The sequence below is a fragment of the Microvirga soli genome, assembly GCF_016734765.1.
Classification (GTDB): domain Bacteria; phylum Pseudomonadota; class Alphaproteobacteria; order Rhizobiales; family Beijerinckiaceae; genus Microvirga; species Microvirga soli.
In genome coordinates, this window is sequence record NZ_JAERQE010000030.1 from 38,912 (window position 1) to 64,772 (window position 25,861).

The 25,861-nt window shown below is 62.6% G+C and carries 29 protein-coding genes; 12 read left to right on the top strand and 17 right to left on the bottom strand.

Annotated elements, in window-relative coordinates:
• Positions 1–11: 11 nt before the first annotated feature.
• Positions 12–533, bottom strand: a complete 522-nt coding sequence (locus JKL45_RS20755) for a MarR family winged helix-turn-helix transcriptional regulator (protein WP_201863486.1) — start codon at positions 531–533, stop codon at positions 12–14.
• Between the two features lie 160 nt (positions 534–693).
• Here JKL45_RS20755 and JKL45_RS20760 point away from each other — a divergent pair, with 160 nt between their 5' ends.
• Positions 694–1,581 (top strand): branched-chain amino acid aminotransferase, encoded by an 888-nt coding sequence (locus tag JKL45_RS20760; RefSeq protein WP_201863487.1) that lies wholly within the window; start codon positions 694–696, stop codon positions 1,579–1,581.
• A gap of 69 nt (positions 1,582–1,650) precedes the next feature.
• On the opposite strand, the gene JKL45_RS20765 is transcribed toward JKL45_RS20760, so the two are convergent.
• Positions 1,651–2,049 carry a RidA family protein gene (locus JKL45_RS20765; protein ID WP_201863488.1) on the bottom strand — a complete coding sequence of 133 codons (399 nt, stop codon included), beginning with the start codon at positions 2,047–2,049 and terminating at the stop codon, positions 1,651–1,653.
• 75 nt (positions 2,050–2,124) lie between these two features.
• Complete coding sequence (locus tag JKL45_RS20770) at positions 2,125–3,369, bottom strand: Y-family DNA polymerase (RefSeq protein ID WP_201863489.1); 1,245 nt, start codon at positions 3,367–3,369, stop codon at positions 2,125–2,127.
• A gap of 180 nt (positions 3,370–3,549) precedes the next feature.
• Here JKL45_RS20770 and JKL45_RS20775 point away from each other — a divergent pair, with 180 nt between their 5' ends.
• Both JKL45_RS20775 and JKL45_RS20780 read left to right on the top strand, forming a co-directional pair.
• The gene (locus tag JKL45_RS20775) at positions 3,550–3,825 is read left to right on the top strand and encodes a DUF3072 domain-containing protein (RefSeq protein WP_201863490.1); all 276 of its coding nucleotides are present in this window, start codon (positions 3,550–3,552) and stop codon (positions 3,823–3,825) included.
• Positions 3,826–4,085: 260 nt separating this feature from the next.
• Positions 4,086–5,141 (top strand): Tim44 domain-containing protein, encoded by a 1,056-nt coding sequence (locus tag JKL45_RS20780; protein WP_201863491.1) that lies wholly within the window; start codon positions 4,086–4,088, stop codon positions 5,139–5,141.
• Between the two features lie 75 nt (positions 5,142–5,216).
• Here JKL45_RS20780 and JKL45_RS20785 read toward each other — a convergent pair whose 3' ends face one another.
• The gene (locus tag JKL45_RS20785; RefSeq protein ID WP_201863492.1) at positions 5,217–5,798 is read right to left on the bottom strand and encodes a type 1 glutamine amidotransferase domain-containing protein; all 582 of its coding nucleotides are present in this window, start codon (positions 5,796–5,798) and stop codon (positions 5,217–5,219) included.
• Positions 5,799–5,932: 134 nt separating this feature from the next.
• Here JKL45_RS20785 and JKL45_RS20790 point away from each other — a divergent pair, with 134 nt between their 5' ends.
• Positions 5,933–6,154 (top strand): hypothetical protein, encoded by a 222-nt coding sequence (locus tag JKL45_RS20790; RefSeq protein ID WP_201863493.1) that lies wholly within the window; start codon positions 5,933–5,935, stop codon positions 6,152–6,154.
• Between the two features lie 41 nt (positions 6,155–6,195).
• On the opposite strand, the gene JKL45_RS20795 is transcribed toward JKL45_RS20790, so the two are convergent.
• The 5 genes from JKL45_RS20795 to JKL45_RS20815 all read right to left on the bottom strand — a co-directional run bounded on the left by JKL45_RS20795 (position 6,196) and on the right by JKL45_RS20815 (position 10,927).
• The gene (locus JKL45_RS20795) at positions 6,196–6,930 is read right to left on the bottom strand and encodes a metallophosphoesterase family protein (RefSeq protein ID WP_201863494.1); all 735 of its coding nucleotides are present in this window, start codon (positions 6,928–6,930) and stop codon (positions 6,196–6,198) included.
• Positions 6,923–7,738 (bottom strand): nucleotidyltransferase family protein, encoded by an 816-nt coding sequence (locus tag JKL45_RS20800; protein WP_246498738.1) that lies wholly within the window; start codon positions 7,736–7,738, stop codon positions 6,923–6,925. Before JKL45_RS20800 ends, JKL45_RS20795 begins: the two co-directional genes overlap by 8 nt.
• 108 nt (positions 7,739–7,846) lie before the next feature.
• The gene (locus tag JKL45_RS20805) at positions 7,847–9,427 is read right to left on the bottom strand and encodes a class I SAM-dependent methyltransferase (protein WP_201863495.1); all 1,581 of its coding nucleotides are present in this window, start codon (positions 9,425–9,427) and stop codon (positions 7,847–7,849) included.
• A gap of 129 nt (positions 9,428–9,556) precedes the next feature.
• The gene (locus tag JKL45_RS20810) at positions 9,557–9,934 is read right to left on the bottom strand and encodes a hypothetical protein (protein WP_201863496.1); all 378 of its coding nucleotides are present in this window, start codon (positions 9,932–9,934) and stop codon (positions 9,557–9,559) included.
• Positions 9,935–10,078: 144 nt separating this feature from the next.
• Positions 10,079–10,927, bottom strand: coding sequence for a BON domain-containing protein (locus JKL45_RS20815; RefSeq protein ID WP_246498740.1), 849 nt, complete (start codon positions 10,925–10,927; stop codon positions 10,079–10,081).
• 190 nt (positions 10,928–11,117) lie between these two features.
• Between JKL45_RS20815 and JKL45_RS20820 the strand changes: the two genes are divergently transcribed.
• The 3 genes from JKL45_RS20820 to infA all read left to right on the top strand — a co-directional run bounded on the left by JKL45_RS20820 (position 11,118) and on the right by infA (position 12,192).
• A complete protein-coding gene (locus JKL45_RS20820) occupies positions 11,118–11,372 on the top strand; it encodes a hypothetical protein (protein WP_201863497.1) in 255 nt (84 codons plus the stop codon).
• A 234-nt stretch (positions 11,373–11,606) separates the two neighbouring features.
• A complete protein-coding gene (locus JKL45_RS20825) occupies positions 11,607–11,816 on the top strand; it encodes a cold-shock protein (protein WP_190842609.1) in 210 nt (69 codons plus the stop codon).
• 94 nt (positions 11,817–11,910) lie between these two features.
• Positions 11,911–12,192, top strand: a complete 282-nt coding sequence (gene infA, locus JKL45_RS20830) for a translation initiation factor IF-1 (protein WP_009494617.1) — start codon at positions 11,911–11,913, stop codon at positions 12,190–12,192.
• A 122-nt stretch (positions 12,193–12,314) separates the two neighbouring features.
• On the opposite strand, the gene JKL45_RS20835 is transcribed toward infA, so the two are convergent.
• The gene (locus tag JKL45_RS20835) at positions 12,315–12,863 is read right to left on the bottom strand and encodes a sigma-70 family RNA polymerase sigma factor (RefSeq protein WP_201863498.1); all 549 of its coding nucleotides are present in this window, start codon (positions 12,861–12,863) and stop codon (positions 12,315–12,317) included.
• On the bottom strand, positions 12,860–13,087 hold the full coding sequence (locus JKL45_RS20840) for a NepR family anti-sigma factor (RefSeq protein ID WP_201863499.1): 228 nt from the start codon (positions 13,085–13,087) through the stop codon (positions 12,860–12,862). The genes JKL45_RS20835 and JKL45_RS20840 overlap by 4 nt, the downstream gene beginning before the upstream one ends.
• Positions 13,088–13,327: 240 nt before the next feature.
• Here JKL45_RS20840 and JKL45_RS20845 point away from each other — a divergent pair, with 240 nt between their 5' ends.
• Positions 13,328–13,486, top strand: coding sequence for a DUF3309 family protein (locus JKL45_RS20845; protein WP_201863500.1), 159 nt, complete (start codon positions 13,328–13,330; stop codon positions 13,484–13,486).
• Between the two features lie 191 nt (positions 13,487–13,677).
• Positions 13,678–14,328, top strand: coding sequence for a calcium-binding protein (locus JKL45_RS20850; protein WP_201863501.1), 651 nt, complete (start codon positions 13,678–13,680; stop codon positions 14,326–14,328).
• Between the two features lie 182 nt (positions 14,329–14,510).
• Here JKL45_RS20850 and JKL45_RS20855 read toward each other — a convergent pair whose 3' ends face one another.
• Together JKL45_RS20855 and JKL45_RS20860 are read right to left on the bottom strand one after the other, a co-directional pair.
• Positions 14,511–14,843 carry a GYD domain-containing protein gene (locus JKL45_RS20855; protein WP_201863502.1) on the bottom strand — a complete coding sequence of 111 codons (333 nt, stop codon included), beginning with the start codon at positions 14,841–14,843 and terminating at the stop codon, positions 14,511–14,513.
• A gap of 178 nt (positions 14,844–15,021) precedes the next feature.
• Positions 15,022–15,294, bottom strand: coding sequence for a hypothetical protein (locus JKL45_RS20860; RefSeq protein ID WP_201863503.1), 273 nt, complete (start codon positions 15,292–15,294; stop codon positions 15,022–15,024).
• 978 nt (positions 15,295–16,272) lie between these two features.
• Here JKL45_RS20860 and JKL45_RS20865 point away from each other — a divergent pair.
• Entirely contained in the window at positions 16,273–17,325 is a 1,053-nt protein-coding gene (locus JKL45_RS20865; RefSeq protein ID WP_201863504.1) for a DUF7946 domain-containing protein, read from the top strand.
• Positions 17,326–17,416: 91 nt separating this feature from the next.
• A complete protein-coding gene (locus JKL45_RS20870; RefSeq protein ID WP_201863505.1) occupies positions 17,417–18,178 on the top strand; it encodes a ZIP family metal transporter in 762 nt (253 codons plus the stop codon).
• 217 nt (positions 18,179–18,395) lie between these two features.
• On the opposite strand, the gene JKL45_RS20875 is transcribed toward JKL45_RS20870, so the two are convergent.
• The 4 genes from JKL45_RS20875 to JKL45_RS20890 form a co-directional block, all read right to left on the bottom strand.
• On the bottom strand, positions 18,396–18,944 hold the full coding sequence (locus JKL45_RS20875; protein WP_201863506.1) for an SRPBCC family protein: 549 nt from the start codon (positions 18,942–18,944) through the stop codon (positions 18,396–18,398).
• Entirely contained in the window at positions 18,937–19,317 is a 381-nt protein-coding gene (locus tag JKL45_RS20880) for an ArsR/SmtB family transcription factor (RefSeq protein ID WP_201863507.1), read from the bottom strand. Before JKL45_RS20880 ends, JKL45_RS20875 begins: the two co-directional genes overlap by 8 nt.
• A gap of 206 nt (positions 19,318–19,523) precedes the next feature.
• The gene (uvrB, locus tag JKL45_RS20885; protein WP_201863508.1) at positions 19,524–22,229 is read right to left on the bottom strand and encodes an excinuclease ABC subunit UvrB; all 2,706 of its coding nucleotides are present in this window, start codon (positions 22,227–22,229) and stop codon (positions 19,524–19,526) included.
• Between the two features lie 49 nt (positions 22,230–22,278).
• On the bottom strand, positions 22,279–23,337 hold the full coding sequence (locus JKL45_RS20890; RefSeq protein ID WP_201863509.1) for a DUF808 domain-containing protein: 1,059 nt from the start codon (positions 23,335–23,337) through the stop codon (positions 22,279–22,281).
• 189 nt (positions 23,338–23,526) lie between these two features.
• Here JKL45_RS20890 and JKL45_RS20895 point away from each other — a divergent pair, with 189 nt between their 5' ends.
• Entirely contained in the window at positions 23,527–25,707 is a 2,181-nt protein-coding gene (locus JKL45_RS20895; protein ID WP_201863510.1) for an esterase-like activity of phytase family protein, read from the top strand.
• The last annotated feature ends 154 nt before the right edge of the window (positions 25,708–25,861 follow it).

Consider the following 25,861-nt stretch of genomic DNA (forward strand, 5'->3'; position numbering starts at 1 on the left):
ACCCTGCTTTATCAGGTTTCCTCGGACCCGAATACGAGGTGCTTCACATGGGCGCTGCTGTCGGGATCGATAAGGCTCAGGAGATAGCGGCTGACCGCATCCTTGGCCTCGGGCTCCATGCCGGACAGGGCGCGCATGATGCGGCGGGTCTGCAGCTTGGCGAGCTTCAGGGCCAGCTCCCCGCCTTGAGGCGTGGCAAAGAGCAGGCGCTGGCGCCGGTCGGCGGTGCCCATCCGGCTCTCGATAAAGTCCTTCTCGATCAGCTCCTTCAGGACCCGGTTGAGGCTCTGCTTGGTGATGCGCAGGATGTCGAGGAGTTCCGCGATGGTCAGGCCCGGATTGCGGCTCACGAAGTGCAGAACCCGGTGGTGGGCACGGCCAAAGCCATACTCGTCCAGGATCCGGTCCGGATCGCTGACGAAATCGCGATAGGCGAAGAAGAACAATTCGATCAGGTCATAGGCCGGGGTCTCGGCCAGGATGTCCTTGCCGGAGTGATGAGACTTCAAAGCCGGAAGAGCGTCAGGCACCATCCTGTTCCCAAATTTTATGTCAGCCTTGTTGACATATCTCAGGACGATTGTTACTCGTCAAGCCGCTTCTGCGAAATGAATGAAATTGAAATTGGCTGGGAGCGCACCGGAAATTACCCGACCCCGGTTGCCACAAGGTCGGCCTGCAAGGAGATATACGATGTCCGCGACCCCCTTCGATCAACGTGATGGATGGATCTGGTACGACGGGCAGCTTGTACCCTGGAAGGATGCCCAGCTTCACGTTCTCTCGCACGGCCTTCATTATGGGTCGTCCGTGTTCGAAGGCGAGCGCGCCTATGGCGGCGAGATCTTCAAGTCGACGGAGCATTCGGAGCGCCTGAAAAAGTCGGCCGAAATCCTGGATTTCGAGATCCCCTACAGCGTGGCCGAGATCGACGCGGCCAAGCGCCTCGTGCTGGAAAAGAGCGGAATGAAGGATGCCTATCTGCGCCCCGTCGCCTGGCGCGGTTCGGAGATGATGGGCGTGGCCGCCCAGTCCAACAAGATCCACCTCGCCATTGCGGCCTGGGAATGGCCGAGCTATTTCGATCCGGCCGAGAAGATGAAGGGCATCCGCATCGACATGGCGGAGTACCGCCGCCCCGACCCGGCGACCGCCCCGTCGGCGGCCAAGGCCGCGGGACTCTACATGATCTGCACCATCTCCAAGCACAAGGCGGAGCGAAAGGGCTATGCGGATGCGCTGATGCTCGACTGGCAGGGCCGCGTTGCCGAATGCACGGGCGCCAACGTGTTCTTCATCCGCGACGGCATCGTTCACACGCCAGTAGCCGACTGCTTCCTCGACGGCATCACCCGCCGCACCGTGATCGATCTTGCCAAGCGCCGCGGCTTCGAGGTCGCCGAGCGCCGGATCATGCCGGACGAACTCCCGAGCTTCAACGAGTGCTTCATCACCGGAACGGCGGCCGAAGTGACGCCTGTGTCCGAGATCGGTCCACACAAGTACCAGCCCGGCAACATGACCAAGGTGCTGATGGACGACTACTCGGCCGAAGTGCAGCCGAAGAGCAAAGCTGCTTAACGCTCCCGCCTTTCTATGCATTCCATGTCATGCCCGGCCTTGTGCCGGGCATCGACGTTTCGGGCGGCCTCAGTTGTTGGAAGCGGTATGAGCAATGACGCGGATTTCAACGATGGCTCCTTCGCGCCTGAGGCCGGCGACCTCAACGGCCGTCCAGGTCGGGTAAGGCTCGGCCAAGTACTCAAGGCGAATTGAGTCGAAGAGGTCGAAGTGATCCCGCAGGCCCACATGATAGCTCGTCATCTCGACGATTGATTGGAACGTCAGGTTGCCTGCGCGCAGCACGGATCCGATCTTGTCGAAAGCGTTTCTGATCTGGGTGCCCGCATCGCCTGGCATCCGCCCCTGCGCATCGCTCCCGGTGACGCCGGTCAGAAAAACGTGGTTCCCTGAAATGATCGCAGGGGACATTTTCAGCTGGTCTGCCGCGGCTGTGAATTCAGGCGGAATGATAGCGCGCTTGGCCATTGAGCAGCCTCCAGACAATGGTTGACCCGCCATCATGGCCGAGGCGGTCCCGATGCTCAACACTGCCGACTTGCCTCAAAAATCCTCCGCATCGGGAATGCGGTTGAAAGCGATCTTGGCTCCTGCATAGCCTCCGGGGATCGTCACCCAAGGGCCCCAGTGCAGAAGAGTCTTCCGATGGCTGACATTGAACTGGTCTGCGATGGCGGACAGATACTCCATGCGCCGCTTGAGCTGCGCCTCCGAGGCATCATCGAACAGGTCGTCCACAATGTCGCTGAGCGGCACCAGATCGTGCAGCGCCACATGGACGCTGCGGCTGCGGCGCATCTCCTCCCGTTCGGCATGCAGGAACAGACGGCTCAAGGATGCCAGCAGGGATGGGTCGTCCCAAGTGGCCCGGAAATGCTCCTCCCCATACCAGCCGGCGCTGTTCCTGTCGGTGAACCAGAGGGCGAGCGCCTTGGCGGCAAAGCCTGAGCGGCGCATGCGGGTGGAGGCCTTGGCGAGCAGCACACGGGCGGCCGCATAGGCTCCGTTCAGGGAGCGCCAGTCGGCGGGAAGAACCCGGCCGTGGCCGAACATGCGACGGCGGGTTTCGGGCCGCTCCACGGTGTAGCCGTGCAGCCCCATCCACATCCGCTCCCCCTCGACGCTGCCCCAGAGCCGGCGCAACTCCTTGGGCTGGAGCCGCCAGAGGGCGCCCATATCCCCAACTCCGGCGCGGGCGAGCCGTGCCGCATTGCCCCGTGCGATACCAGGGATGTCCGTGAGATCGAGCAAGAGCAGGGGGCCGGGCAGATCGTCGGGGTAGAGCGCTACCAGACCGTCCGGCTTCTGCATCTCGGCAGCGATCTTGGCCAGCAGGTCGTTGGGCCCCAAGCCCACCGAGCAGGTGAGGGTGGGGCCGATCCGTGTGGCGATCACGTCCTTCACACGCTGCCCGATCGCGAGTCCCTGCGGCCATTCCGAGGGCATCAGCGCACAAACCATCTCGTCGATGGAGCAGACCGCCTTGACGGGAAGCACAGTCTCGATCGCCTCCAAGATCTGCCGGTGCAACTCCACATAAGCCTCGTGCCGCGCCGTTACGAGAACGAGGCCGGGACATTGCCGGCGGGCATCCCGCACGAAGGTGCCGCGCTTGAGGCCCAGCGCCTTGGCCTCCCGGCTCACGGCGATAAGCCCGGTATGCTCCGAATCGACAGGAATGACCCCGACGGGTCGGCCGCGAAGATGCGGTTGAAGGTGCTGCTCGGCGCTGGCGAAGAAGGAATCGAAGTCGACATAGAGCCGCTCCAGACCCGTGGGTTTGCGCATCGCCGTCCACCTTTTACGTTTCGTGAACAAAGCAAGAACACGAGCTTGGCAGCGAGTCGAGGGCCGGATCTGTGGATAACGGGGATGAGTCTCCGGGAGTAATCCGCCTTTCTCTGAGGAACCAAGGCCCTGCGCACGTGTTCTCGTCAGAGAACAAAGCTAGAACAATAGGAGTCCTGCATGTCTTCGCACGGCAAAGTGAATTCCGGTGCTTCCGTTAACCATAAGCGTTCCGCAGAGGCAGTTAACCCGAAGACCAACCCCGATCCGTCCGACAACCAGATCAAGGATCCGGAGGATTGGGTGACGGGCGACGAACCGATGACCGGCGCCCAGGCATCCTACCTCAAGACGCTGTCCGAACAGGCGCACGATCCAAAGGCGTTTGACCCCAAACTCGACAAGGCCGAGGCCTCGAAGCGGATCGACCAGCTCAAGCAGAAGCAGGGTCATTGATGCTACTGCGTTGCCGCTGTCATTCCCGCGAAGGCGGGGATCCATAAACGCCGACGTATAGGAAGAGGCGCAACAGCAATGTTTGCGCCTCTTCTCGCAGGTGTGGTGGTTATGGATTCCGGGTTCCGCTACGCGGCCCCGGAATGACAACGGGTGTGGAAGGGCGCCAAAATCGAACTGCTCAGCCCTTTCGCAACCCTCCCGGCATCACCACATTATCCCTCAAGAGCATCATGCTCGCAGGGATGAGACACAAGACGATGATGAATTTAGCTTCTCGCCGCAGCCGGATTATGATGGTCCTGGCAGCCGGTCTGATCTTCGCCGGAAGCGCGGCCGAGGCTCGTGTCGGACGGGGCGGGGGCAGCTTCGGCTCGCGCGGCTCGCGCACCTACACGCCGCCGCCGGCCACGCGCACGGCGCCCGATGCCGCAGCCCCGATCCAGCGTTCCCAGGTTCCGAACCAGGGCCCCAACGTGACCCGTCCGGGCACCCCGGCGCCTAACGTGGCGCAGCCGCGCCGCTTCGGCTTCGGCACGGGCCTGATGGCCGGCCTGTTCGGCGCCGGCCTGCTCGGCATGCTCATGGGCAACGGCTTCTTCGGCGGCCTCGGTGGTCTGGCATCGATCTTCGGTCTTCTGCTCCAGATCGGCCTTGTGGTCCTGCTGGTGTCGTTTGCCATGAAGTGGTTCCGCCGGCGTCAGGAGCCGTCCTATGCCGGTCAGGGTCAGGGCTATGCCCGCACTATGGGCGGCAGCGTGCCCCCGACAGGCGGACAGCCCATGGGAGGCGGCTTGAGCGGTGGTCTTGGTGGTGGAGGCCTCGGTGGGCTGGGCGCAGGCCTCGGCGGCGCGATGGGCGGCCTCGGTGGCCGGTCCCAGCAGACGCAGGCTCGTCCAGGCGTACGGGATGAGATCGGCATCGGCGAACGCGACTACGCGGAGTTCGAGCGCGGTCTCGTCGAGATGCAGGATGCTTACTCTCGCGAGGACGTCGCCAAGCTCTGGACGCTCGCAACCCCTGAGATGGCGGGCTACATCCAGGAGGAACTGAACGACAACACTGCCCGTGGCGTCGTGAACAAGCTGTCCAACGTGCGTCTCAACCAAGGTGACCTGTCCGAGGCTTGGCGCGAGGGCGCGACGGATTACGCAACTGTCGCCATGCGCTTCGGCATCACCGACGTGATGGTGGATCGTGCTACCGGACGTGTTGTGGAGGGCGATCCGAACAAGGTCGAAGAGGCGACTGAGCTCTGGACCTTCCGTCGCGATCAGGGCGGCACTTGGAAGATCTCGGCGATCCAGCAGGCCTAAAGTCAGGCTCTATAGCGATACGAAAGCGGCCGGTGAAAACCGGCCGCTTTTTTGTTTGCATCAGAGAGCGAACGATTACTCGGCGGCCTGACGGCGACCCGCATGCGAGCCCTCGCGCACCTCTTCGATGATCTTGTTCACGAACGCATCGAGATCGCCGGGATTGCGGCTGGTGATGAGACCCTGATCGGTCACGACCGTCTCGTCCCGCCATTGTCCGCCGGCATTGATCACGTCGGTCTTGATCGAATGATAGGACGTGCACTTCCTGCCCTTGATGATGCCGGCCTCGATGAGAAGCCAGGGCGCATGGCAGATCGCCGCGACGGTCTTTCCTGAGGAATAGAAGGCGCGGATGATCTCGATGGCCTTCGGCTCGACGCGCAGCTTGTCGGGGTTGATCTGCCCGCCGGGCAGCACGAGCGCATCGTAATCCGCCGGGTTCACATCCTCGATGTCCTTATCGACGGATATGGTCTTGCCCCAGTCGTTTTCGTCCCAGCCGTAGATCTTGCCGGACTTCATACGCGACTTGGGCGCCGCGACTTCGACAGTTGCTCCGGCATCCGAGAGCTTCTCCTGCGGCACCATGAGCTCCGACTGCTCGAAGCCGTCCGTCGCCATGATAAGGATCCTGGCCTGCTTGATGTCAGGCATGATGCTTCTCCATTGTTTTCGGGAACTGCTTGGGAACGGGCGAGGCGCGGTGAGGTTCCGCGGGTGCGCTGATCGGAACCCCGCTCGCATGCGCCTGTTGACCCTCTGACAGAGGCCAAGTTGAGGAAGACACGATGGTCAATCCAGGACAGCCGACGAACGAGCCGCTGCCCGGCGGAAACATCCCGAGCGAAGTGCCGCCAGGAACCATTCCTGACGAAGAGCCGGACATCGGCCCCACCGGACCGCGCACGCCCTATCCCGTGAACGATCCAGGGATCAACGATCCGAAAGGTCCGGGCTCCGAGCCCGATTACCTGCCCGGCAATCCGACGGATCCCGGCACCCGCTATTGAGGGGAGACGATCAACGTGGGCGGGCTTCGGGATGAGCCCGCTCAGATTTCGAGAATGGCGTAAGGCTTGCCGGTGGGCTTCTCGATATGCTTGGCGACATTATAGACCGGCTGTCCGCCGGGCGTGCGGCCCTCGAAGCGGCCGCGATGGGCATGACCGTGCACGATGGCATTGACCTTGAAGCGGTCGATGGTTTCCGCTAGACGCGATGAGCCGAGGAACGGGTAAATCTCCAGCGGCTCGCTCTCGATAGTGTCGGTGACGGGCGCATAGTGCAGGATGACCATGGAGCGTTTGGCGCGCACCTGTCGCATGGCATTTTCCAGCCGCAGCGTCTCGTTCATGGTCTCGTTGACGAACTGCTTCATGGCCGGCTCGCCGAAATAACCCAGCATGCGCCGTCCGAAGCCGCCGGCAAATCCCTTCACGCCGACGAAGCCCACGCCGTCGATCTCCACCGATTGGCCATCAAGCAGCTTCATGCCCGCATCGCGAAGGATCTGCGACACCTCTTCCTGTGCGCCGCATTCGTAGTCGTGATTGCCGAGCACGCCTACGACGGGAATCGAGCAGGCCTTCAGGTCCTGAGCCAGAAGCTCCGCTTCTTTCGGTTTGCCGAGATCCGTCAGGTCTCCGGCGAGCACCAGCACATCCGCCTCGCGGGAGATTTCCCCGAACAGATCCCGATAGGATTCCGCATTGTCTTCACGAACGTGAAGGTCGCCCATGGCTGCGACCTTCAGGGTTGCTTGCAAGGGTGTTTGTACGTCACTCATTCCGCCATTCACCTTCGCCGCCTACATCGGCAAAGCCCCATTCCTTCACGTCGATCTCGTAGTCGATCCGCGAGAACATCCGCCCGCGGCAGACCTTCATCTGCGGCGGAGGAAGGTCGCGTTGCTTGGAGAGCCTGTCGAGAAGTTCGTCCATCACCCAGCCCGGGACCTTGTCGCGCTCGGACGGGTAGATCCAGCGGAAGTTGAGCAGGTGCATGAGCAGCACCTCCCAATGCACTTCCATGTAGGCGAGCAACCCATGCCAGTCGATCTGGTCGTGAGCCTTGAGGATCGTGTGCGCTACGTCGGCGCCGTCATAGCGGTGACGCAGCTGGATGAAGCATTTCGACCAGACGAGTTCGGTTGGACCGACGATGCGAACGGGAATGCCGAACACCTCGATCTGTCGGGCGTGCTCAAACCACGGATCGCCGATCGGCATCGTGCCGTTCGACGAGGCGAAGATCACGTCGAAGAAATACTGGCCCTTGAAGACCTTGCCGAGCCAGCGGTCATCCTCGATCTCGATGGAGTAGCCGAGGCTCTTGAAATGCGAGAGAACCCGCGTGTAGTCGCCGGCCTTGCAGAAGATGTCGAGGTCCTTGGTCGGGCGCGTGATGCCGGTATAGGCCGAGAGCGCATAAGTGCCAGCAAGCAGAAAGGGCAGCCCAAGCGTGTTCAGTTCCCGCAGAGCCTCTGCATAGAAGGCTTCCGATTCCGGGTATTTCAGGGTCGGTTCCGCCTTCGCGTCCATGATCGGAACGGACGGATATACGCCTGAGGTGAGATCTGGGTCGTGAACTGCCATGGGCCCTATCCGAAGCGCGGCCAAGAATGACCTGCGTTCGACAACCGAATGGCATTGATGAAGTTCCGTTAAAGCTTAAGCTTATCGCCGGGGAGAGGCATCGCCTGTTCAGGCGCGCAGCCTCGCCTGCTTGGTGAACTCCTGAGAAGGGCTCGTGTCCAGGCCGAGCGCTGTCCAGACGTCGAGGGTATTTTGCTCGAACTCGGCGACACGCTGCCGAAGCTCCGCATCATGGGCCTCGCCTTCAAGCGGCTTGCCGTCCTTCATCAGGCGCTGCCCGGCAGCCGACAGAACAGCCCCGACGAAGCGGACGGTGTCTGCGTCCTTCTCTTGCAAGGAGAGCCACATGAGCTGAGCCATGCGGTCGGCCGCTATGCCGCCGCCCGTGACCGGCGAGGCGAAATGGCTGAACTTGCGCTCGAAGCGCGAGTGGTTCGCAACGGCCCGGTTGAAGCGCTCCGTCTGGAGCTTTCGTTCGGCGACGCCTTGCACCGGCAGGCAGGGCTGGCAATTGCCCAAGGCGACGAGGATCGTGAGGGCCTGAACCAGGCGGTTGAAGCCTGCCTGTTCCAGAGCGGGCTCGGTCATGATCTCGCGCATTGTGCGAGGCCCCTTTTCAAGCGCCGCAATCAGGGGATCGTAGATGCCGCTGTGCAGTTTGACCGCGTGGCGGAGGCCACGCAGCTCACGCGGGATCTTGCTGCCCTTGGCCGACAGGGCGAAGCGTGTTTCAAGCCATTTCTCGCGCACCTGCTGGGCGGAGAGGCGGACCGCGCCCTTGACGAAGATGTCGCGGCGAAACTGCTGGTCGACGATGTGGTCGCGCGTCATCTGGCGCAGGGCGGTGTCATCGATCCCGGCGAGAAAATCCCTCTGCTCTTTCGTCAGATTGATCTCGTCGAGGTTCTCCAGCGCATTTGCAGGCCCGACCCAGGTCAGCTTTGCCTCCGCGAGTTCCTGGGCGAGATCGGTGAAGTAGAACGGTTCGGATTGCTGATTCAAATATTCGTGGGCAATATAATTTTGGTTCTGGCCCTTGAGCTTCTCGATGCGCTTGGCCAGCTTGGGATGGCTCGCGAAGTAGCGCGTGTCGAGTTCACCGAGCTTGTTCGCCACATCGAGGAAGCCCGCGACCCGGGATGAACCGGAGAGCCGTGATCCTTGCGCCTTCGTATGCTCCAGGAGAAGGCGCCGGAGCGGCATCATGGAGGCCCAGCCCGGCATGGTGTTGTAGGAGATGTACACGAGGCCGCCGGGCTTGAGCTTCCGGCGGATGAACTCGACGATGGTCTGCCGGTTCTCAGAGGAGATCCAGCTGTAGATTCCATGCAGGCAAACGAAATCGAAATCGGGCAGGTCGCTGCGGCTCAAGAAATCGGCGAAGCTGTCGTCGTAGAATTGAACATTCGGAAGGCCTCCGGCCTGCGCGAGGCTCTGTGCCCCAACGATGTGGCCTGGATTGAAATCCGTCGCGTGGAACTGGATGTGCGGGTTTGCAGCCGCCAGGAGGTTGGTCGAGAAACCCTGGCCGCATCCGAGCTCGCAATAAGTCAGCGACGACGAGCCAAGATCCGGTGCCTGCACCCCCTGCAGCAATGTCAGGAAGCCGAGGAGACTTGGCGTCAGCTCCTGATAGAACCCGTGGGTATACTCGACATCGACAACATAACCTGCTGACCAATTCGCCATGACAATATCCCGGTGCCTGAAGATGCTGCGGCACCGGGCCAGGCAAAGAAAAGTTATAAAGTAACTTATGTCAGGCGGGTGAATTCAGATCAATGTTTTTCCGATGCCCTTGCGGAAGAGTGGTTAAGCCTAGTGATCCCCGTGCGAAACACGCGCATCGCGCGGGCTGTTGAGGATCTCGAGCAGGCTCTGGGCAATGTGCCTCGCCTCGTCATCCTTCAAGCGCAGCAGGAAGGGCGGCATCGCGCCGGCCTGAAGGGCCACCACGGCCATTCCATGCTCGTCCATGCCGACATCGATGGTCTGGGAGGTCACGTCCACCAGTTCCTCCGGCATCTCCTCTCCCTCGTCTCCCACGCTTTCGCCGATCGCGGCGAGGAGTTGGCTCACGGCTCTCACCAGCGAGCGGGCAGCATGGGGATCCATGACCACGGCAGTGGATTGTTCGTCCTTCTGGAAAGCCAGCTGGATGTTGTCGCCTTCGAGCGTGACGGAAATGCCTGCCATCGATGTCCTCTTCCTTGTCCCACCCATATGGGGCTTCATCGCGGTTGGGGAAAGGCAAAGGCCTTGTTACGACGGATGCGCCTCGTCCCCAAGGGGAGAAGCGCATCCTGGTAAACCGGCGGTTTTCCTAGGCGAGAAGAGCCGTCAGTCGCCGCTGCCCGAACTTCCGCCGGTCCTGCGGCGGCCGGAGGAGGTTGCGTCGGTCGCAGGCGTTCCGGTGCTGCCGGCTCCAGCGGCTCCTGCGCCCGACATCATGGTGCCGCCGATGCCTGCATCGGCCGCCTGCTGGATGCGCAGGTTGTTCTGCACATGGGTAACGCCGGAAACGGACTCCGCGATGTCCTCCGCGTGGCGCTTCTCGAAGCGGCTGTTGACCGTGCCGGAAAGCGTCACTTCGCGGTTCTCCACCCGCACGTCGATCTCGGAAGCATCGAGATGCGGATCCTCGGTGAGGCGATCGTTCACGTCCTCTAGGATGCGGGCGTCGGAGCGCTGGTAGCCCTTTGGTCCACGGCCGCGATGCTGGCCGGCCTCGCGCATGTCCCTGTCGCGGCGGCGCTCGGCGTCGTCATCCCCGAACCAGGACCGCACCTCGTCGCCGGCCCGCTCGAAGAAGCCGCGTTCCTCATTGTAGTCGCGCGAGCCGCGGCCGAAGCTCTCGGATCCGGAGCGGTCGCGTCCATAACGGTCCTGTCCCAGCCGGTCCGGATCGTGCCGCCGGTCCGTGTCGAAGAGGGGGCGTCCCTGGCCGCGCTCCTCGCCGACCACGTCATGCCAGTCGAGGGCCGAGCCGCCCGTGCCGTAGCCGGCCGAATCCCCGAAATCGCGCTCGCGGCTGCGGCCATAGCCTTCGTCCGAGCGGCGGCCGGAGCCGGTGTTGCGGTCGTAGCCGGCACTGCGGTTGCCGAAGCCGCGGCGGGCGATGTAGCCGTCGTCCTCGCGGTCGCCCCAGCCGGAATCCTGATTGCCGTAGCGGTTGCGATCATTGGCCATGATTGCGCTCCTCCTTGCTCTCATCCGGGTCTGTTGGAAGACCCGCTCTCGCGCAACCAACGTAAGGCGTGGACGTCTGTTCCTGGCCGCCGGAGGGGCTTGCGGGGCCTGTTTTTGCCGCTCCGCTTGAACGGTCCTGGAGCCCTCGCATTGAGAGGGTGGATATCTTCAACGGTAATCGAGGAAGACGATGGCGGATCTGTCCGGATTGAGCGACGAGGCGCTGGCGGTGTTCGCCTTCGCGGCCTACCACCAGCTTTCGAGCGGTCAGATGGTACGCAGCGTGGTGCAGAAGGACGGATCCGGCCACAAGGCGAGCGATGTCGCCGTGGAGGAGCTCACGGGCCGGGGGCTGATCGAGGCCGACGGAGCTGAGATCCGGTTCACGTCGCAGGGCGAGGAGGCCCTGCAGGGGGTGATCGCCGGCATCCGGGGCAGTGGCTAAAAGCCCGGCTGGCCAAGCATTCACCGAAGAGCGCCGAGGGGATGGGCCCTGGGCTTTGCCTTGCATTTGCCCCATCCGTACCCTACGTAGTTCTGATCGACATTTGGCCGGACGACTGGGCTTCCCGCTTTGGCACTGCCGGGCGCACGTTCCTTCTCTACCATCTATCGACTAACGGATGTCTGGTTTTAAGCTCACATCCACGTGCAAACGACAGTGAAAAGGGAATTCCCCATGGAACAGGGAACCGTGAAGTGGTACAATGAAACCAAGGGTTATGGTTTCATCCAGCCCGACAACGGCGGCAAGGACGTGTTCGTTCACGCTACGGCGCTCGAGCGTGCCGGCATGCGCGGCTTGCAGGAAGGCCAGAAGATCTCCTATGAGCTTCAGACCGACCAGCGCACCGGCCGCGCTTCTGCAGTGAACCTGCAGAACGCCTAAGGTTTCAGGCCGGAGGACGTACCACGGTACGTCCTCTTGCATATGAGCCGTTCCGGGTAAGGGGCGGCTTTTTTGTTATGAGGAAAGGCTTTGTATGGCCAAGGAAGAACTGATCACCTTTGAAGGACTCGTAACCGAAATTCTGCCCGATGCGCGCTACCGCGTGCAGCTCGACAACGGGCACGAGGTCATCGCGTACACGGCCGGCAAGATGAAGAAGAACCGCATCAAGACCCTCGCCGGCGACCGCGTGACCGTCGAGATGTCGCCCTACGACCTCGAGAAGGGCCGCCTCATCTTCCGTCACAAGGATTCGGGTGCCTCTTCCGGTCCGCGTCCGCCGCAGCGCGGCAACCAGCAGTTCCGGCGTCGCTAAAGCATCGGACCCAAAAGTGGATCTGCACTTTTGGGATTGATCCGATGCTTCCTCGATCAACGAGAGCATCGTGAGGCGCCCCTTTCGGAGCGCCTGTTGAGGGAAAGCTCCCTGAGAACGGATCAGGCGACCGCGTGCATCACCGAGAGGGTGACGCGGTCCGGGCCGAGATCCTCCTCCATGTCGGTGAGGTGCATCAGCTCAGCGAGGCGGTTGCGGGCGCGGTTCACGCGGCTCTTGATGGTGCCGACCGCGCAGCCGCAGATCTCCGCCGCCTGCTCGTAGGAGAACCCGGAGGCGCCCACCAGCAGCAGCGCCTCGCGCTGGTCGTGGGGCAGGCGCGCCAGCGCCTTCTGCAGATCCTCGAAGTCGAGATGGGATATCTGGTCGGGCGCGACCGAGAGGGTCGCGGCGTACTTGCCGTCCGCATCCTCGACCTCGCGGCGGCGCTTGCGGTATTCGGAATGGAACAGGTTGCGCAGGATGGTGAAGAGCCAGGCCTGCATGTTGGTGCCCGGCTGGAAGCGGTCGATGTTGGCAATCGCCCGCATCAAGGTTTCCTGCACGAGGTCGTCGGCGCGGTCCACGTTGTTCGTCAGCGAGATGGCGAAGGCCCTTAAGTTAGGCGTCGCCTTGAACATGGAATCGCGGAGAGAGACGTCCATACTCATGACTGATGCTTCTCCGGCGCACGCTCGTCCAGCCGATTGATGATCTCGATGAAGCGGTCCGGAACCGGCTGCTCGCCAAGCGCCAGCGTCTCGTAGAACTGACGCAGCCGCTGGCCGATCTGAGCCTGCACCGAGCGGCTCAGGGCCGGAGAGGACGATCCGTGAAGGCCAGGAACGGTCTCTGTATCTTCGTTGTGCATGATGTTCGGATTCTTCTTCTGCATGGGTTGTCCTGGACTATCTGGACCGGCGACCTCCCGCAGGGGACACGCTGAAAGCGGCACCCAATCGCCGAGGAGGTAACGTCAGGCATTTGTGATCGTTCCGCCCTGGAACCTACCCCTTCGGCACTCATCCACAGGCAATACAATCACACAAGAATGCGGGAACCTTTCCCCAATGGCCAAGTTTCCCACCCATGAAGCGCGGCCGTTTCCAAGGCGCTCTATCAAGGAGAATTCCTCATGGGTATCAGCACCATCCTGCTCATCCTGGTCATCCTGCTGCTCATCGGCGCCGTGCCGGCCTGGCCGCACAGCCGCAGCTGGGGCTACGGGCCGAGCGGCCTTCTCGGCGTCGTCCTCGTCATCCTCATCATCCTGCTGCTGATGGGCAGGCTCTGACGCCCATTCGGCTGAGCTGGGTCGATGGCCGGGGCAGTGCCCCGGCCTTTCCTTTTTGGGCCAGCGACCAAACGGCTCACTTGGCCGAAATTCCTGAACCGCCTTCCGGAACGTGATATCAGACGGGTGGCGGACATCGCTCCGCTTCATTGTTGAACAGCCTGTTTGAAATCAAAGAATGAAGGTTGGAAATGGCTAGGTTTTTCGGGGGACGTGGGGCCGACCTGCTGCGCGGCGGCAAGGGAACGGATCTCATCAAGGGCTATAACGGCAACGACCGCATTTACGGCGGGGCCGGTGACAACACCATCGACGGCGGTGATGGCAACGACAAGCTTTGGGGCGGCCAGGGCAACGACCTGCTGACCGGCGGCAACGGCCGCGACCGGATCTGGGCCAATGGCGGCAACGACACCATCGATGCGGGCGCAGGCCATGACATCGTCTTCGCCGGGGCCGGCGACGACAGCATCAGCGGCGGTTCGGGCGCCGACGATCTCCAGGGCGGCGCAGGCAACGACGCGATCCTCGGCGGCGACGGCTTCGACATGATCTTCGCCGGCGACGGCAACGACGTGGTCAATGGCGGCGCGGGCGCGGATTTCCTGCGCGGCGGCAAGGGCCAGGACACCTTCACCTTCGACGCGGGCTTCGGCCGCGACCGCATCCGCGACTTCAACCAGGCCGATGATCTCCTCGACCTGCGCAGCACAGACGTGACCGCCTTCGAGCAGCTCAAGATCGCCATCAAGGGCGGCGCCACGGTGGTGGACACCGGCACCGGCACCATCGTGCTCCAGGGCTTCAAGGGCACGCTCACGACGGACGACTTCCTGTTCTGAGAGGCACGGCTCGCGCTTACGGAAAGGGCGGCTCTCGCGCATCGTACGGAGAAGTGGTCCCGGTTCTCCGGTCCACACGATGCGCGCTTTAAGAAGAAGCATCGGATTGACCCCAAAAGTGGCTTCCACTTTTGGGTCCGATGCTTGAGCCGCCCTTTCCCGTTGGGGAGCATCGTTTGGGTTCAGGCCCTCTCGCCCGGCGGTCGATAGGTGATGGACGAGGCCTTTTGCAGGGCGGCCATGGTCTCTTCGACCGTCAGCAGGACGGTCGTCTCGAAGGAACTGACCGCGCCGCCGGAGCCGATCGCCAGGGCCGTGGCGGCCATCGCGACGTCGCCCGGGGCCTCCCACAAGGTGTAGCCGTCGTGATCGCCGAAGGCGTACCAGAAGCCATGCAGCTTTCCCCCGACCGCTTCGATATAGGCCTTGGCGGCCGTTCGGCGGTCCTCGGGATTCTTGATGAGCTTCGCCCATGTTGCCGGCGTGTAGCTGAACCGAGTCAGGTAGAACGTCATTGGCTCCTCCTTCACGGGCTATCTCTGGCAAGACGGACAGCATAGCACCTTTGGTCCTCGCGAAGCCGGGGATCATCCGTTGTTGCCGCTGCTCGATCCCGTGCCTGCGGTCAGCCGGGGCTTGAACGACCGATGTGGGCCGATCCGACCGCCGCTCCCTGCGCCGCAGCACTCCGGGTCACGAATGCCCCAAAGGCGGTCTCGCCTTCGCCTTCCGGCGCTGCTCGGTCCAGTAGGCGCGGTAATCGTCCATTTCGGTGCGGACCGCATCGACGAAGAGGTGGCGGTATTGCAGGTAGCAGGGCGGGCCGAATCCGCCCTGGCAGCCCTCGTTCCTCCGGCACGTGCGCCTGCGGCAGAGTCGGTGCATCCGGAACAGGTTGGACAGGCGGGCCATGGTGTCGTCGAAATCGGGCATGTCGAACAGGGGAATCTCGTCGTCATCGATCATGATGAATCTCTCGGGCAATGGGGATGGCGGGGAATGAATGGAAAAAGCTTCGGCAAAGAATGCGGAGATGAAGCAGGCATGACCCTTCGCTCCCAGGGCCGTTCGGCCCCGGGTTTGAAGGCAATCGAGGGTGGCGCATTGGGCAGCCCGGCTCGATGGATGGTGGTGAGAAGTGAGAGCCAAGCTGCTCATCACGCGCGGTTTGTTTTAGCGGACCTGGAGGCATGCCAGATCGGCCCCCTGCGATCACAGGCGTGCGAGGCCTGCGGCAGGACCGCTCCCCGTCCCACTCTTGCGACGCCTCGCGAGCGCGCCCCTCATTGGACGAGGATGTCCTTAGCTATAGCCGAGCTTAGGACAGAAGTCAAGAACAAAGTAAGAACACACCCTCACCCGCGCCGTCGTGGCCGGGCTGGTTCCGACCATCCCGATTGGAAGAGCGCAGCGCTTCAAGCCATCGGGATCACCGGCACAACGCCGGTGATGACGAGGAGGGTGTCAGGAGCGGACGTGTGTAATTCCCGGCCGGAGCGTAGCGGAGGGGAAGGGAATCCATAGCGCCGCGTTGCAAGTGGATCCCCTTCCCGCACTGCGTGCGCCGGGGATGACACCCTCCGCATCTCAAATCGTTCAACCCTCCCTCTGGAAAGCAACCGCAAGGCTGCGTCACAAAACGAGAGATCAAAGAGCGCTGAATAATCCTTCGAGACTGTAACTCAACCGACCTCGTCAAATGGGGAGTTTGGTTCATGAAACGTATGTAGCCCTGACAAGCTTGGCCATCACGTGAGAAGAAGCATCAAGCTAGACGAGGAAGCGCTCCTATTGCTGGAGCAAGCGCCACTAGTGCGAGGCCACAAGGCTTGTTTCAGCTTAGCGGAGCAATGCGTTTATTCCTCACAATGTTCAACTTGAAATTGCCAACGATATATGTGTTCATAGAACAATAGAACGATATTAGTCATAGCTGGGGGCAAAATGGCTGATGAACTCGCAGCATCTAAAGTAAGCTTAGTATATAATGGAGGGCTTGCAAGTACAGGACAGCTACATCTTTATGAGTTCAGTCGTGCCGTTTACGGTTTTTCAAGATTAATTCAAACACTAGAACACTATCGTCGTCAGGGACGTGTTGCTCAGAGGATTGTGGGCGATGCTAATACCGACATCATTGTCTCTACGCCCCAAAAGGGGTCTTTCATATTTGATGCTCTAGTCCTTGTCTCTGGCCAAGTAATCCCCGCTCTAAAAGACATACCCTTTGACGTTCTGTTGTCGTTCGTCATGGATCTGATGAAGGGAAGCTCCAAGAGCAACGATGAAACCATTCTTCAATTAGCGCAAATTCGCCTTGCTGAAGAGCGCGAGAGGACCTCGCAAAGTGGCGAGGAGACTAAGCGAATTGAGGCTATAGAACGTATGGTTGAATCGCAGAGTGCAACTCTAAAGCAGGCTCTTGATCTCACAAACTGGGCTTTGAAAAGTCGAAACGTCGCCATCGGGCGCGCTGAGATCCAAAGCGGTGACCTTATTCGACTTCGATCGCAACTAGAGAGTGATGTTGCCAGGAATGAACGCTTGGGTGCTTACGAGGATCAGCTTACTGCGATCCCGCAGGAAGACATCGCAAAACTGACTTCTCGAACAAGGCCAGTGATGCAGGAGATTGGACTTCCGCTTAGGAAATCAGCTGAAACAGTTGGATTTAAATATGATGATGCTCCTGCTCCCTTCGTTCAATTTGATCGCGAGGATATAGATTTCCTGGATTCTAGGCTGATTGATGATCAGGACAGTTCTTATGTTGGATCGTTCAAGTCTTATGATCGAGAAAGTGGCTTAGGGAAATTTCGGGAACTTCCCTTAGGGAAGATTCATAATTTCATCATTCCTGCAAACTCAAGAACACTGCTTCAAGACAAGATATCCGATGCGTTAAGGCGCACAAAATCTGTCTTTGTTGGCAAGGCTGTACGTGACCATAGTCAAATTATGACATCTATAATCATAAGTGACATTCACCTCGGATGAGTCCGCTGCATTCGGTTCAGAGTAAACAATAGTAGTTCACTGAACCCCACTGCATCCCACCACGTTCTCCCCACCGCGCGGAGACCCTTTCATGCCCTTGTCCATCCAGGCCGGCCTGTGGGGCCTGCTCAGCGGGTCGGCCCTCGTGCTGGGGGCGCTCATCGGGACTTTCGGCAAGCTGCCGCAGCGGGTGATTGCGGGCGTGATGGCGTTCGGGTCCGGGGTCCTGATCTCGGCGCTCTCCTTCGACCTCATGGACGAGGCCTACCGCCAGGGCGGCATCGTCTCCACATCGCTGGGCTTTCTCGCGGGCGCGGTGGTCTATACGGGGGCGAACATCCTCGTGTCGCGCTGGGGCGCCCGGCACCGCAAGCGCTCAGGGTTCTCGGAGGATGCGCGGCCCTCGAACGAGCCCGGGAGCGGGCTGGCGATTGCGCTTGGCGCGCTCCTCGACGGCATTCCGGAATCCATCGTGATCGGCGTGAGCCTGCTGGAGGGCGCAGGCGTAAGCCTCGTGGCCGTGGTGGCGGTGTTTCTCTCCAACCTGCCCGAGGGGCTCTCCAGCGCCGCCGGCATGCGCCGGGCCGGGCACTCCAAGGCGTATATCTTCGGCATCTGGGGCGGCATCGCGGTGATCTCCGGCGTGGCGGCGCTCATCGGTAACAGCGCGTTCGCCGAGACCGGCCCCGCCACCATCGCGTTCGTGACCGCCGTGGCGGCCGGCGCGATCCTCGCCATGCTGGCCGACACCATGGTGCCGGAAGCCTTCGAGACCGCCCACGAATATGCCGGCCTCATCACCGTCGCGGGTTTCCTGGCGGCGTTCACCCTGTCGCGGGTGGTGGGGGCGTGAGGGTCATCTTCGCCTTGTACCGGGGATCTCGATTGAAACTGACACTGCCCTCATCCTGAGGAGCCGCTGCAAGCGGCGTCTCGAAGGAGCTTCCAGAGTTCACTGAATCCTCCTTCGAGACGGATTGCTCACGCAATCCTCCTCAGGATGAGGCGGGGTTCGAGGAGAGCGAAGACGTGGATGGCCGGCACGAGGCCGGCCATGACGCGGGGTGGTGTCAGCCCGGAATGCGCTGCTCGTATTCGGGCCGCAGGCGGTTGATTTGGTCCCAGAAGGGCTCCGCCGGTTCCTGGCCTGCCATGCGGGCGGCCAGGATGTCGAGGTGGGTGTGCCAGCCGGAGCTGACGCTGAGCAGGGTCGAGCGCTCGGGCACGCGGCGATGCACGATTGTGAGCAGGGCCTTGGTGCCGATGGGCTCGAGCGTGAAGGTGACGCCGCCGGTGGAGCCCCAGGTGATGGCGAGCTTTTTGGGCGGGTCGAGCTCGGTGATCTCGCATTGCAGCCGGTGCTCTTGCGCCGAGCCCTCCGGGCGCGGGCCGGACGGGGAGGTGAGCTCGTCGTTGCGCCAGACGAACTCGAAGGGCGCGCCGACCGCCAGGGCCATCTCGCCCGCGGCCAGCCACTGGCGGCGCAACTCGCTTTGCGTGAGGTAATCCCACACCCGTTCGACCGGCCCGGGCAGGAGGCGCTGGATGGTCAGCGTGTCGGGCTCGGAGAGCACGCCATAGGCATCGGGGGCAAGCTTGGTGGGCGAGAGGTCATTCATGATCGTCTCCTTGGGGGTTCTTTGGGGGTTTCTGGGCATTGCGAGCATCCTCCTCGCGAAGGAGCCGGTCGAGGGCATCCAGACGATCCGTCCAGAAGCGTTCGTAAGTGGTGAGCCATTCATGGGCGCTCGCCAGCGGGCCGGGGTCGAGGCGGCACAGATGGGTCCGCCCGCGCACCTCGCGCCGGATCATCCCGGCCTGCTCCAGCACCTTGATATGCTTCGAGGCCGCTGCCAGCGAGATTGCAAACGGCTCGGCCAGCTGGCTCACGGTGCGCTCGCCGCCGCTGAGGGCGGAGAGCATCCGCCGGCGGGTGGCATCGCCCAGGGCGTGGAAGACGGTGTCGAGGTGGGGGGCGTGTTGTTCAACCATGTGGTTGAATATGATCGCAGCGGGAGTGAATGTCAACCGATTGGTTGAATGATTGTGCAGGGCGGCTCCAGTGTCATTCCTGAGCTTGCTGGGGATCTATGCTTTCGCCCTCTCAAACGTGAATGGCCGGGACGAGCCCGGCCATGATGATTGTGAGATGTGCCGGCGCTCCGGCCGGGGAAGGACAGGGTGTGGATACGGGCGCCTTACCGCCCCTTGCGCCCGCCCTTGTATTTCGGCTTCTGCCCCGCAAGCCCTTGCGTCGAGCGGCCGGACGGACGCTCGCGGAAGTTCAGCGGAACCTCGCGGTCGGTGCCGGGGCCCATCTCGTCGAGGCCGGGCTTGCGGATGCGGGTGCCTTCGTCCGAGCGGCCCTTGCCGGTTGGGCCGTAGCTGTCCGAATCCTCGTCGCCGGCCGTTGCGCCCTCGGCTGAAGGCGGCAGGCCCTTCGGCGGCAGGTTGGCACTGCGTCCGTATTTGCGCGCGCCGCCATACCGGCCGGCTTCGCGCTCCACGTCGGCTTGGCGCGCCATCGGATCGTCGCTGATGGCAAGCTCGGTGGCCTGCAGGCGCTTGAGCTCGTCGCGCAGCCGCGCCGCCTCCTCGAACTCCAGGTTCGCCGCGGCCTCGCGCATGCGCTTTTCCATGTCGGCGATGACGGCCTTGAGGTTGTGTCCGACCGTCCTGTCGGCGAGGCCCGTATCGACCGACACGTGGTCGCGCTCGTAGACGCTCTCGAGAATGTCGGCGATGTTCTTCTTCACCGATTGCGGCGTGATGCCGTGTTCGGCGTTGTAGGCAAGCTGTTTCTCGCGGCGGCGGTTCGTTTCCGCGATCGCCCGTTCCATGGAGCCGGTGATTTTGTCGGCGTAGAGAATCGCCTTGCCTTCCACGTTACGCGCCGCGCGGCCGATGGTCTGCACGAGCGAGGTTTCGGAGCGGAGAAAACCCTCCTTGTCCGCATCGAGAATGGCGACGAGCGCGCATTCCGGAATGTCGAGCCCCTCGCGCAGGAGGTTGATGCCGATGAGCACGTCGAAGGCGCCGAGGCGCAGGTCGCGGATGATCTCGATGCGCTCGAGCGTGTCGATGTCCGAGTGCATGTAGCGCACGCGGATGCCGTTCTCGTGCATGTATTCCGTGAGGTCCTCGGCCATGCGCTTGGTGAGCGTGGTCACGAGCGTGCGGAAGCCGTTCGCGGCAAGCTCCTTCACCTCGTGCACGAGATCGTCCACCTGGCTGCGCGCCGGGCGGATCTCGATGACCGGATCGACGAGGCCCGTGGGGCGGATGACCTGCTCGACGAACACGCCGCCGGTCTGCTCCATCTCCCACTTGGCGGGTGTGGCCGACACATGCACCGATTGCGGACGCATGGCGTCCCATTCCTCAAAGCGCAGCGGGCGGTTGTCGAGGCAGGACGGCAGGCGAAAGCCGTATTCGGCCAGCGTCGCCTTGCGCCGGAAGTCGCCGCGATACATGCCGCCGATCTGCGGCACGGTCACGTGGCTCTCGTCGGTGAAGACGAGCGCATTGTCGGGCAGGTACTCGAACAGGGTCGGGGGCGGCTCGCCGGGCTTGCGGCCGGTGAGATAGCGCGAGTAGTTCTCGATGCCGTTGCACACGCCGGTGGCCTCGATCATCTCGAGGTCGAACTGGGTGCGCTGCTCCAGCCGCTGCGCCTCCAGCAGGCGGCCCATGCGGGCGAGTTCCTGCAGGCGCTGCTGCAGCTCCGCCTCGATGCCCTTCACGGCCTGCTGCAACGTGGGACGCGGCGTCACATAGTGCGAGTTCGCGTAGATCTTCACGAACTGCAGGTCATTGCTCTTCTTGCCGGTGAGCGGATCGAACTCGACGATGCTCTCGATCTCGTCGCCGAAGAGACCGATGCGCCAGGCACGATCCTCCAAGTGGGCCGGAAACAGCTCGATTACGTCGCCGCGCACGCGGAACGTGCCGCGGGCGAAATCGCTCTGGATGCGCTTGTACTGCAGGGCCACGAGATCCGCGATGAGCTGGCGCTGCTCGATCTTCTCGCCCACCTTCACGGAGAAGGTCATGGCCGTATAAGTCTCGACCGAGCCGATACCGTAGATGCACGACACGGACGCCACGATGATCACGTCGTCGCGCTCCAGCAGGGCGCGCGTCGCCGAGTGGCGCATGCGGTCGATCTGCTCGTTGATGGAGGATTCCTTCTCGATGAAGGTATCCGAGCGCGGCACATAGGCCTCGGGCTGGTAATAGTCGTAATACGAGACGAAGTATTCCACCGCGTTGTCGGGGAAGAACGACTTGAACTCGCCGTAGAGCTGGGCCGCCAGCGTCTTGTTGGGCGCGAGGATGAGGGCGGGGCGCTGCGTCTCCTCGATCACCTTGGCCATGGTGAAGGTCTTGCCCGAACCGGTGACGCCCAGCAGCACCTGGTCGCGCTCCTGCCGGCGCACGCCGTCCACCAGCTCGCGGATCGCGGTGGGCTGGTCGCCGGAGGGCGTGAAGTCGGACTTGATCTTGAACGGAATGCCGCCTTCCGACTTCTCGGGCCGGGGCGGGCGGTGCGGCACCCAGAGCGTACCGTTCTTGAAGCGCGGATCGCCCTCGGTGAGCAGTCGCGAGAGCGCATCGACCGTGGCGGAATAGCCGGTTTCGGATATCTCACCCAGTTCCTCGGCCACGTCCGGCCCGTCATCGGGACCTTTCAGGCCAAGCTTCTTCGCCAGGGCGGGGTCGACATCCGTGATGTCGCCGTGGATGAAGGTTTCCTGCGCGCGCTCGGCAAACCCTTCCGCCGCCTCCCGCTCCCGGTTGACTGCGGGATTGAGGAGATCAGCCAGGTGAGGGGCCAGGGGCTTCAGCTCGGGCTTGGAGGCTTTCCCGGTGGAAAGCTTGGGCTTTTTGGGTGATTTGGCCATAGAACGAATATGGTACAAACGAATAGGGATTGGAAGGGCGGAAGCCTCCTCAGGCGGTATGCTTCTCGGCCTTCCGGCTTGTGCCCCGCAGGGCTTTGATCAGCGGCACGGCGATGAAGTGGATGAGCGGGATCAGGAGAGCGCCCAGAACGAGCCCGAACAGGCCCGAGGCCGCCGCGGAGACCAGCCATTCCACAAAACCGCCCAGAGCCGGGACGGCATGGCCAGCCGCAACCGCCACGTCATGGACGGCGTGGCCCAGCCCGGCGAAGCCATAGCCTTCGAGCCCGTGGATGATGATGCCGCCGCCGACCCAGATCATGGCGGCAGTGCCGACGATGGCGAGAAGCTTCAACAGCACCGGCATGCCCTTCACCAGCCCCCGGCCGAGAACCTTCGTCAGGGGCGCCAGGACCCGGTCCGCGCCGGAGGGCGGCGCGCCCGGTGCAGCCCGGCCGAACATGCGGGAGACGGGCCGGTTGCTGGCCGCCATGGCGACGCCCGCGTCGTCGGCCTTCACGATCAGCGCCACGGCGCCGTAGACCAGGGCCGTGATGCCGATGCCGACCACGGCGAGCACCAGGGCCTGCATCCAGGTCGCTTCCATCGGGATGTTCGCCAGCGTAATGGCCATGATCTCGGCCGAGAGGATGAAATCGGTCTTGATCGCGCCGCCGACCTTCTCGTCTTCGAGGCTCTGCGCGCTCTGCGTGGCTTCGCCCACGGCGGCCTCGTGCTCGTGCGCCTTGTGCGGAAACAGCGCCTCGAACACCTTCTCCGAACCCTCGTAGCAGAGATAGGCGCCGCCGACCATGAGCAGGGGCGTGATGGCCCAGGGGGCGAAGAGGCTCAGGAGCAGGGCCGCGGGCAGCAGATAGATGAGCTTGTTCTTGAGGGAGCCCAGGGCGATCCTGCCGACGATGGGCAGTTCCCGCGCGGCGGAAAACCCCACCACGTAGCGCGGTGTCACGGCGGCATCGTCGATCACCACGCCGGCCGCCTTCGCGCCCGCCTTGGCGGCCTGCAGCCCCACATCGTCGAGGGAGGCGGCGGCCACCTTGGCGAGGCCCGCAATGTCGTCCAGCAGGGCGATCAACCCAATGCTCATGAGGGCTCCTGTCGAAATCGGTCAAGCGTGACTGTCAGGAACAGCTACACGGCTGCTCCAGCTTCGACAACGTCTTAGAGCGCGGATGGGTGCACAACGACCGCCGGGGAAGCCCCTCCGGCGTCATTGGCCTGTCATACGACGGGCGCATGACGACCCGGCTAACCTTGACCGTCTCGTGGGGATTCCATGCATCGCTCCTTCATCGTCGGCTCGCTTGCCGGCGCGCTTCTCTCCGGCACCGCGCTCGGCGCTTCCGCGGCCGAGTATTTCGACCGCATCTCCAGCTTTCCCATCACGGCGAACCTCCCCAAGGACGGGGACCAGAAGGCCGAAACCGTCGCCGAGATCATCACGGCAAGCCAAGATGGTAAGCTGCTCGTCTACACAGACAGCCCGCGCAAGGCGCTCGGCTTCATCGACATTGCCGACCCGGCGCAGCCGAAGGCTGGCGGGATGCTCGGCCTGAATGGCGAGCCCACTTCCGTGAAGGTTGTCGGGCAGAAGGCCTATGTGGCCGTCAACACGTCCGAGAGCTTCACCAAGCCGAGCGGCAAGCTGGTGACGGTCAATCTGTTAGATAGAACGATCATGGCCGAATGTGCGCTGCCCGGTCAGCCCGACTCGGTTGCGGCCAATGCGGGGGTGCTCGCCATCGCCATCGAAAACGAGCGCGACGAGAAGGTGAATGACGGTGCCTTGCCGCAGCTGCCCGCCGGTTCGCTGGTGCTCGGCTCGTTTAACGGCGACAACCTCGATTGCGCAGGTCTCAAGACGGTGAACATGACGGGCCTTGCTGCCGTTGCGGGTGATGATCCCGAGCCGGAATATGTCGACGTGTCCGACGAGGGCAAAGTCGTCGTGACCCTGCAGGAGAACAACCACATCGCCGTGGTTGACGGAAAGACCGGCAAGGTCGAGACGCACTTCTCGGCCGGCAGTCTGGATCTCAAGAACATCGACACGAAGAAGGACGGCAAGATCGAACTCACGGACGCGATGGAGAAGGTCGCGCGTGAGCCCGATTCCGTGCACTGGATCGACGCCAACCGCTTCGTCACCGCCAACGAGGGCGACTGGAAGGGCGGATCGCGCGGCTTCACCATCTTCAACCGGGATGGCAGCGTGACCTATGAATCCGGCGCGAGCCTTGAGCACGAGATCGTGTCGCTCGGCCATTATCCGGACAAGCGCAACAAGAAGGGCGTCGAGATCGAAGGCGTCGAGACCGGCCGCTTCGGCAACGACAACCTGATCTTCGTCGGTGCCGAGCGCGCGTCAGTGGTGGCCGTCTATCGCGACAAGGGTGCTGCACCCGAACTCGTGCAGGTTCTGCCCACCGGCATTGGCCCCGAGGGGTTGGTCGCGATCCCCAGCCGCAATCTGTTCGTCGCCACCAGCGAGTCCGACCTGCATGGTGACGGTGGCGTTGCTCCCCACGTGATGATCTACCAGCGCGCCGAGCGTGCTTCTCCCGCTTATCCGACGATCCGATCGGCCAAGAATGCTGAAGGCCTGCCGATCGCTTGGGGTGCGCTCTCCGGTCTCGCAGCGGACAAGACGCAGGCTGGCAAGCTCTACGCAGTGACGGACAGCGTCTATAGCGGAGCGCCGCGCATCCTCACGGTCGATGCCACGAAGAAACCTGCGACGATCACCGGTGAAGCGCTCGTCACGCGCAATGGCGCTGCGGCCGAGAAGCTTGATCTGGAAGGCATTGCTGTTGCGAGCGACGGCTTCTGGCTCGCCTGCGAGGGCAACCCGGAGAAGGGTCTGAACAACCGTCTCATCAGGGTCGATGCCAAGGGTGCGATCCAGGAGGAGATTGCTGTTCCGGCAGATCTCGAGAAGGGCGCGAAGAACTTCGGCCTCGAGGGCGTGACCGTCACCGGTTCCGGCGCCGACGAGACCGTGTGGCTCGCAGTGCAGCGCGAATGGGCTGACGATGGCAAGAACGCCGTGAAGCTCCTTGCCTACAAGCCCGCTGACAAGAGCTGGAGCGCCGTGCGCTATCCGCTCGACAGTGCGGAGGCGGGCTGGATCGGCTTGTCCGAAATCACGGCGGCGGGCGATCGCGTCATCATCATCGAGCGCGACAACCAGATCGCCGAGAAGGCGAGGGTGAAGAAGCTCTACGCGGTCTCCATGGCCGACATGAAGTCCCGGACGCTCGGCGGTGAAGTACCGCTCGTGCAGAAGACGCTGCTGCGCGATCTGCTTCCCGACCTGAAGGCACCGAAGGGCTATGTGCTCGACAAGGTCGAGGGCTTTGCCATTGATGCTGCGGGCGATGCCTATATCGTCACCGACAACGACGGTGTCGACGATTCTTCCGGCGAGACGCAGTTCCTCAAGCTCGGGAAACTGTGAATCCAAAACCTTTGGAGAATGCGAAAGGCCGCTCATTGAGCGGCCTTTTTCGTTTAGGTCCACGCCTTCAAAAAAAACTAGGACGGCAAAGCTAGCTGGCAGGCCTGCTGTTCGAGAGCCGCCAGGTAGGCAGCGGGATCGTGTCGAAAGCGGG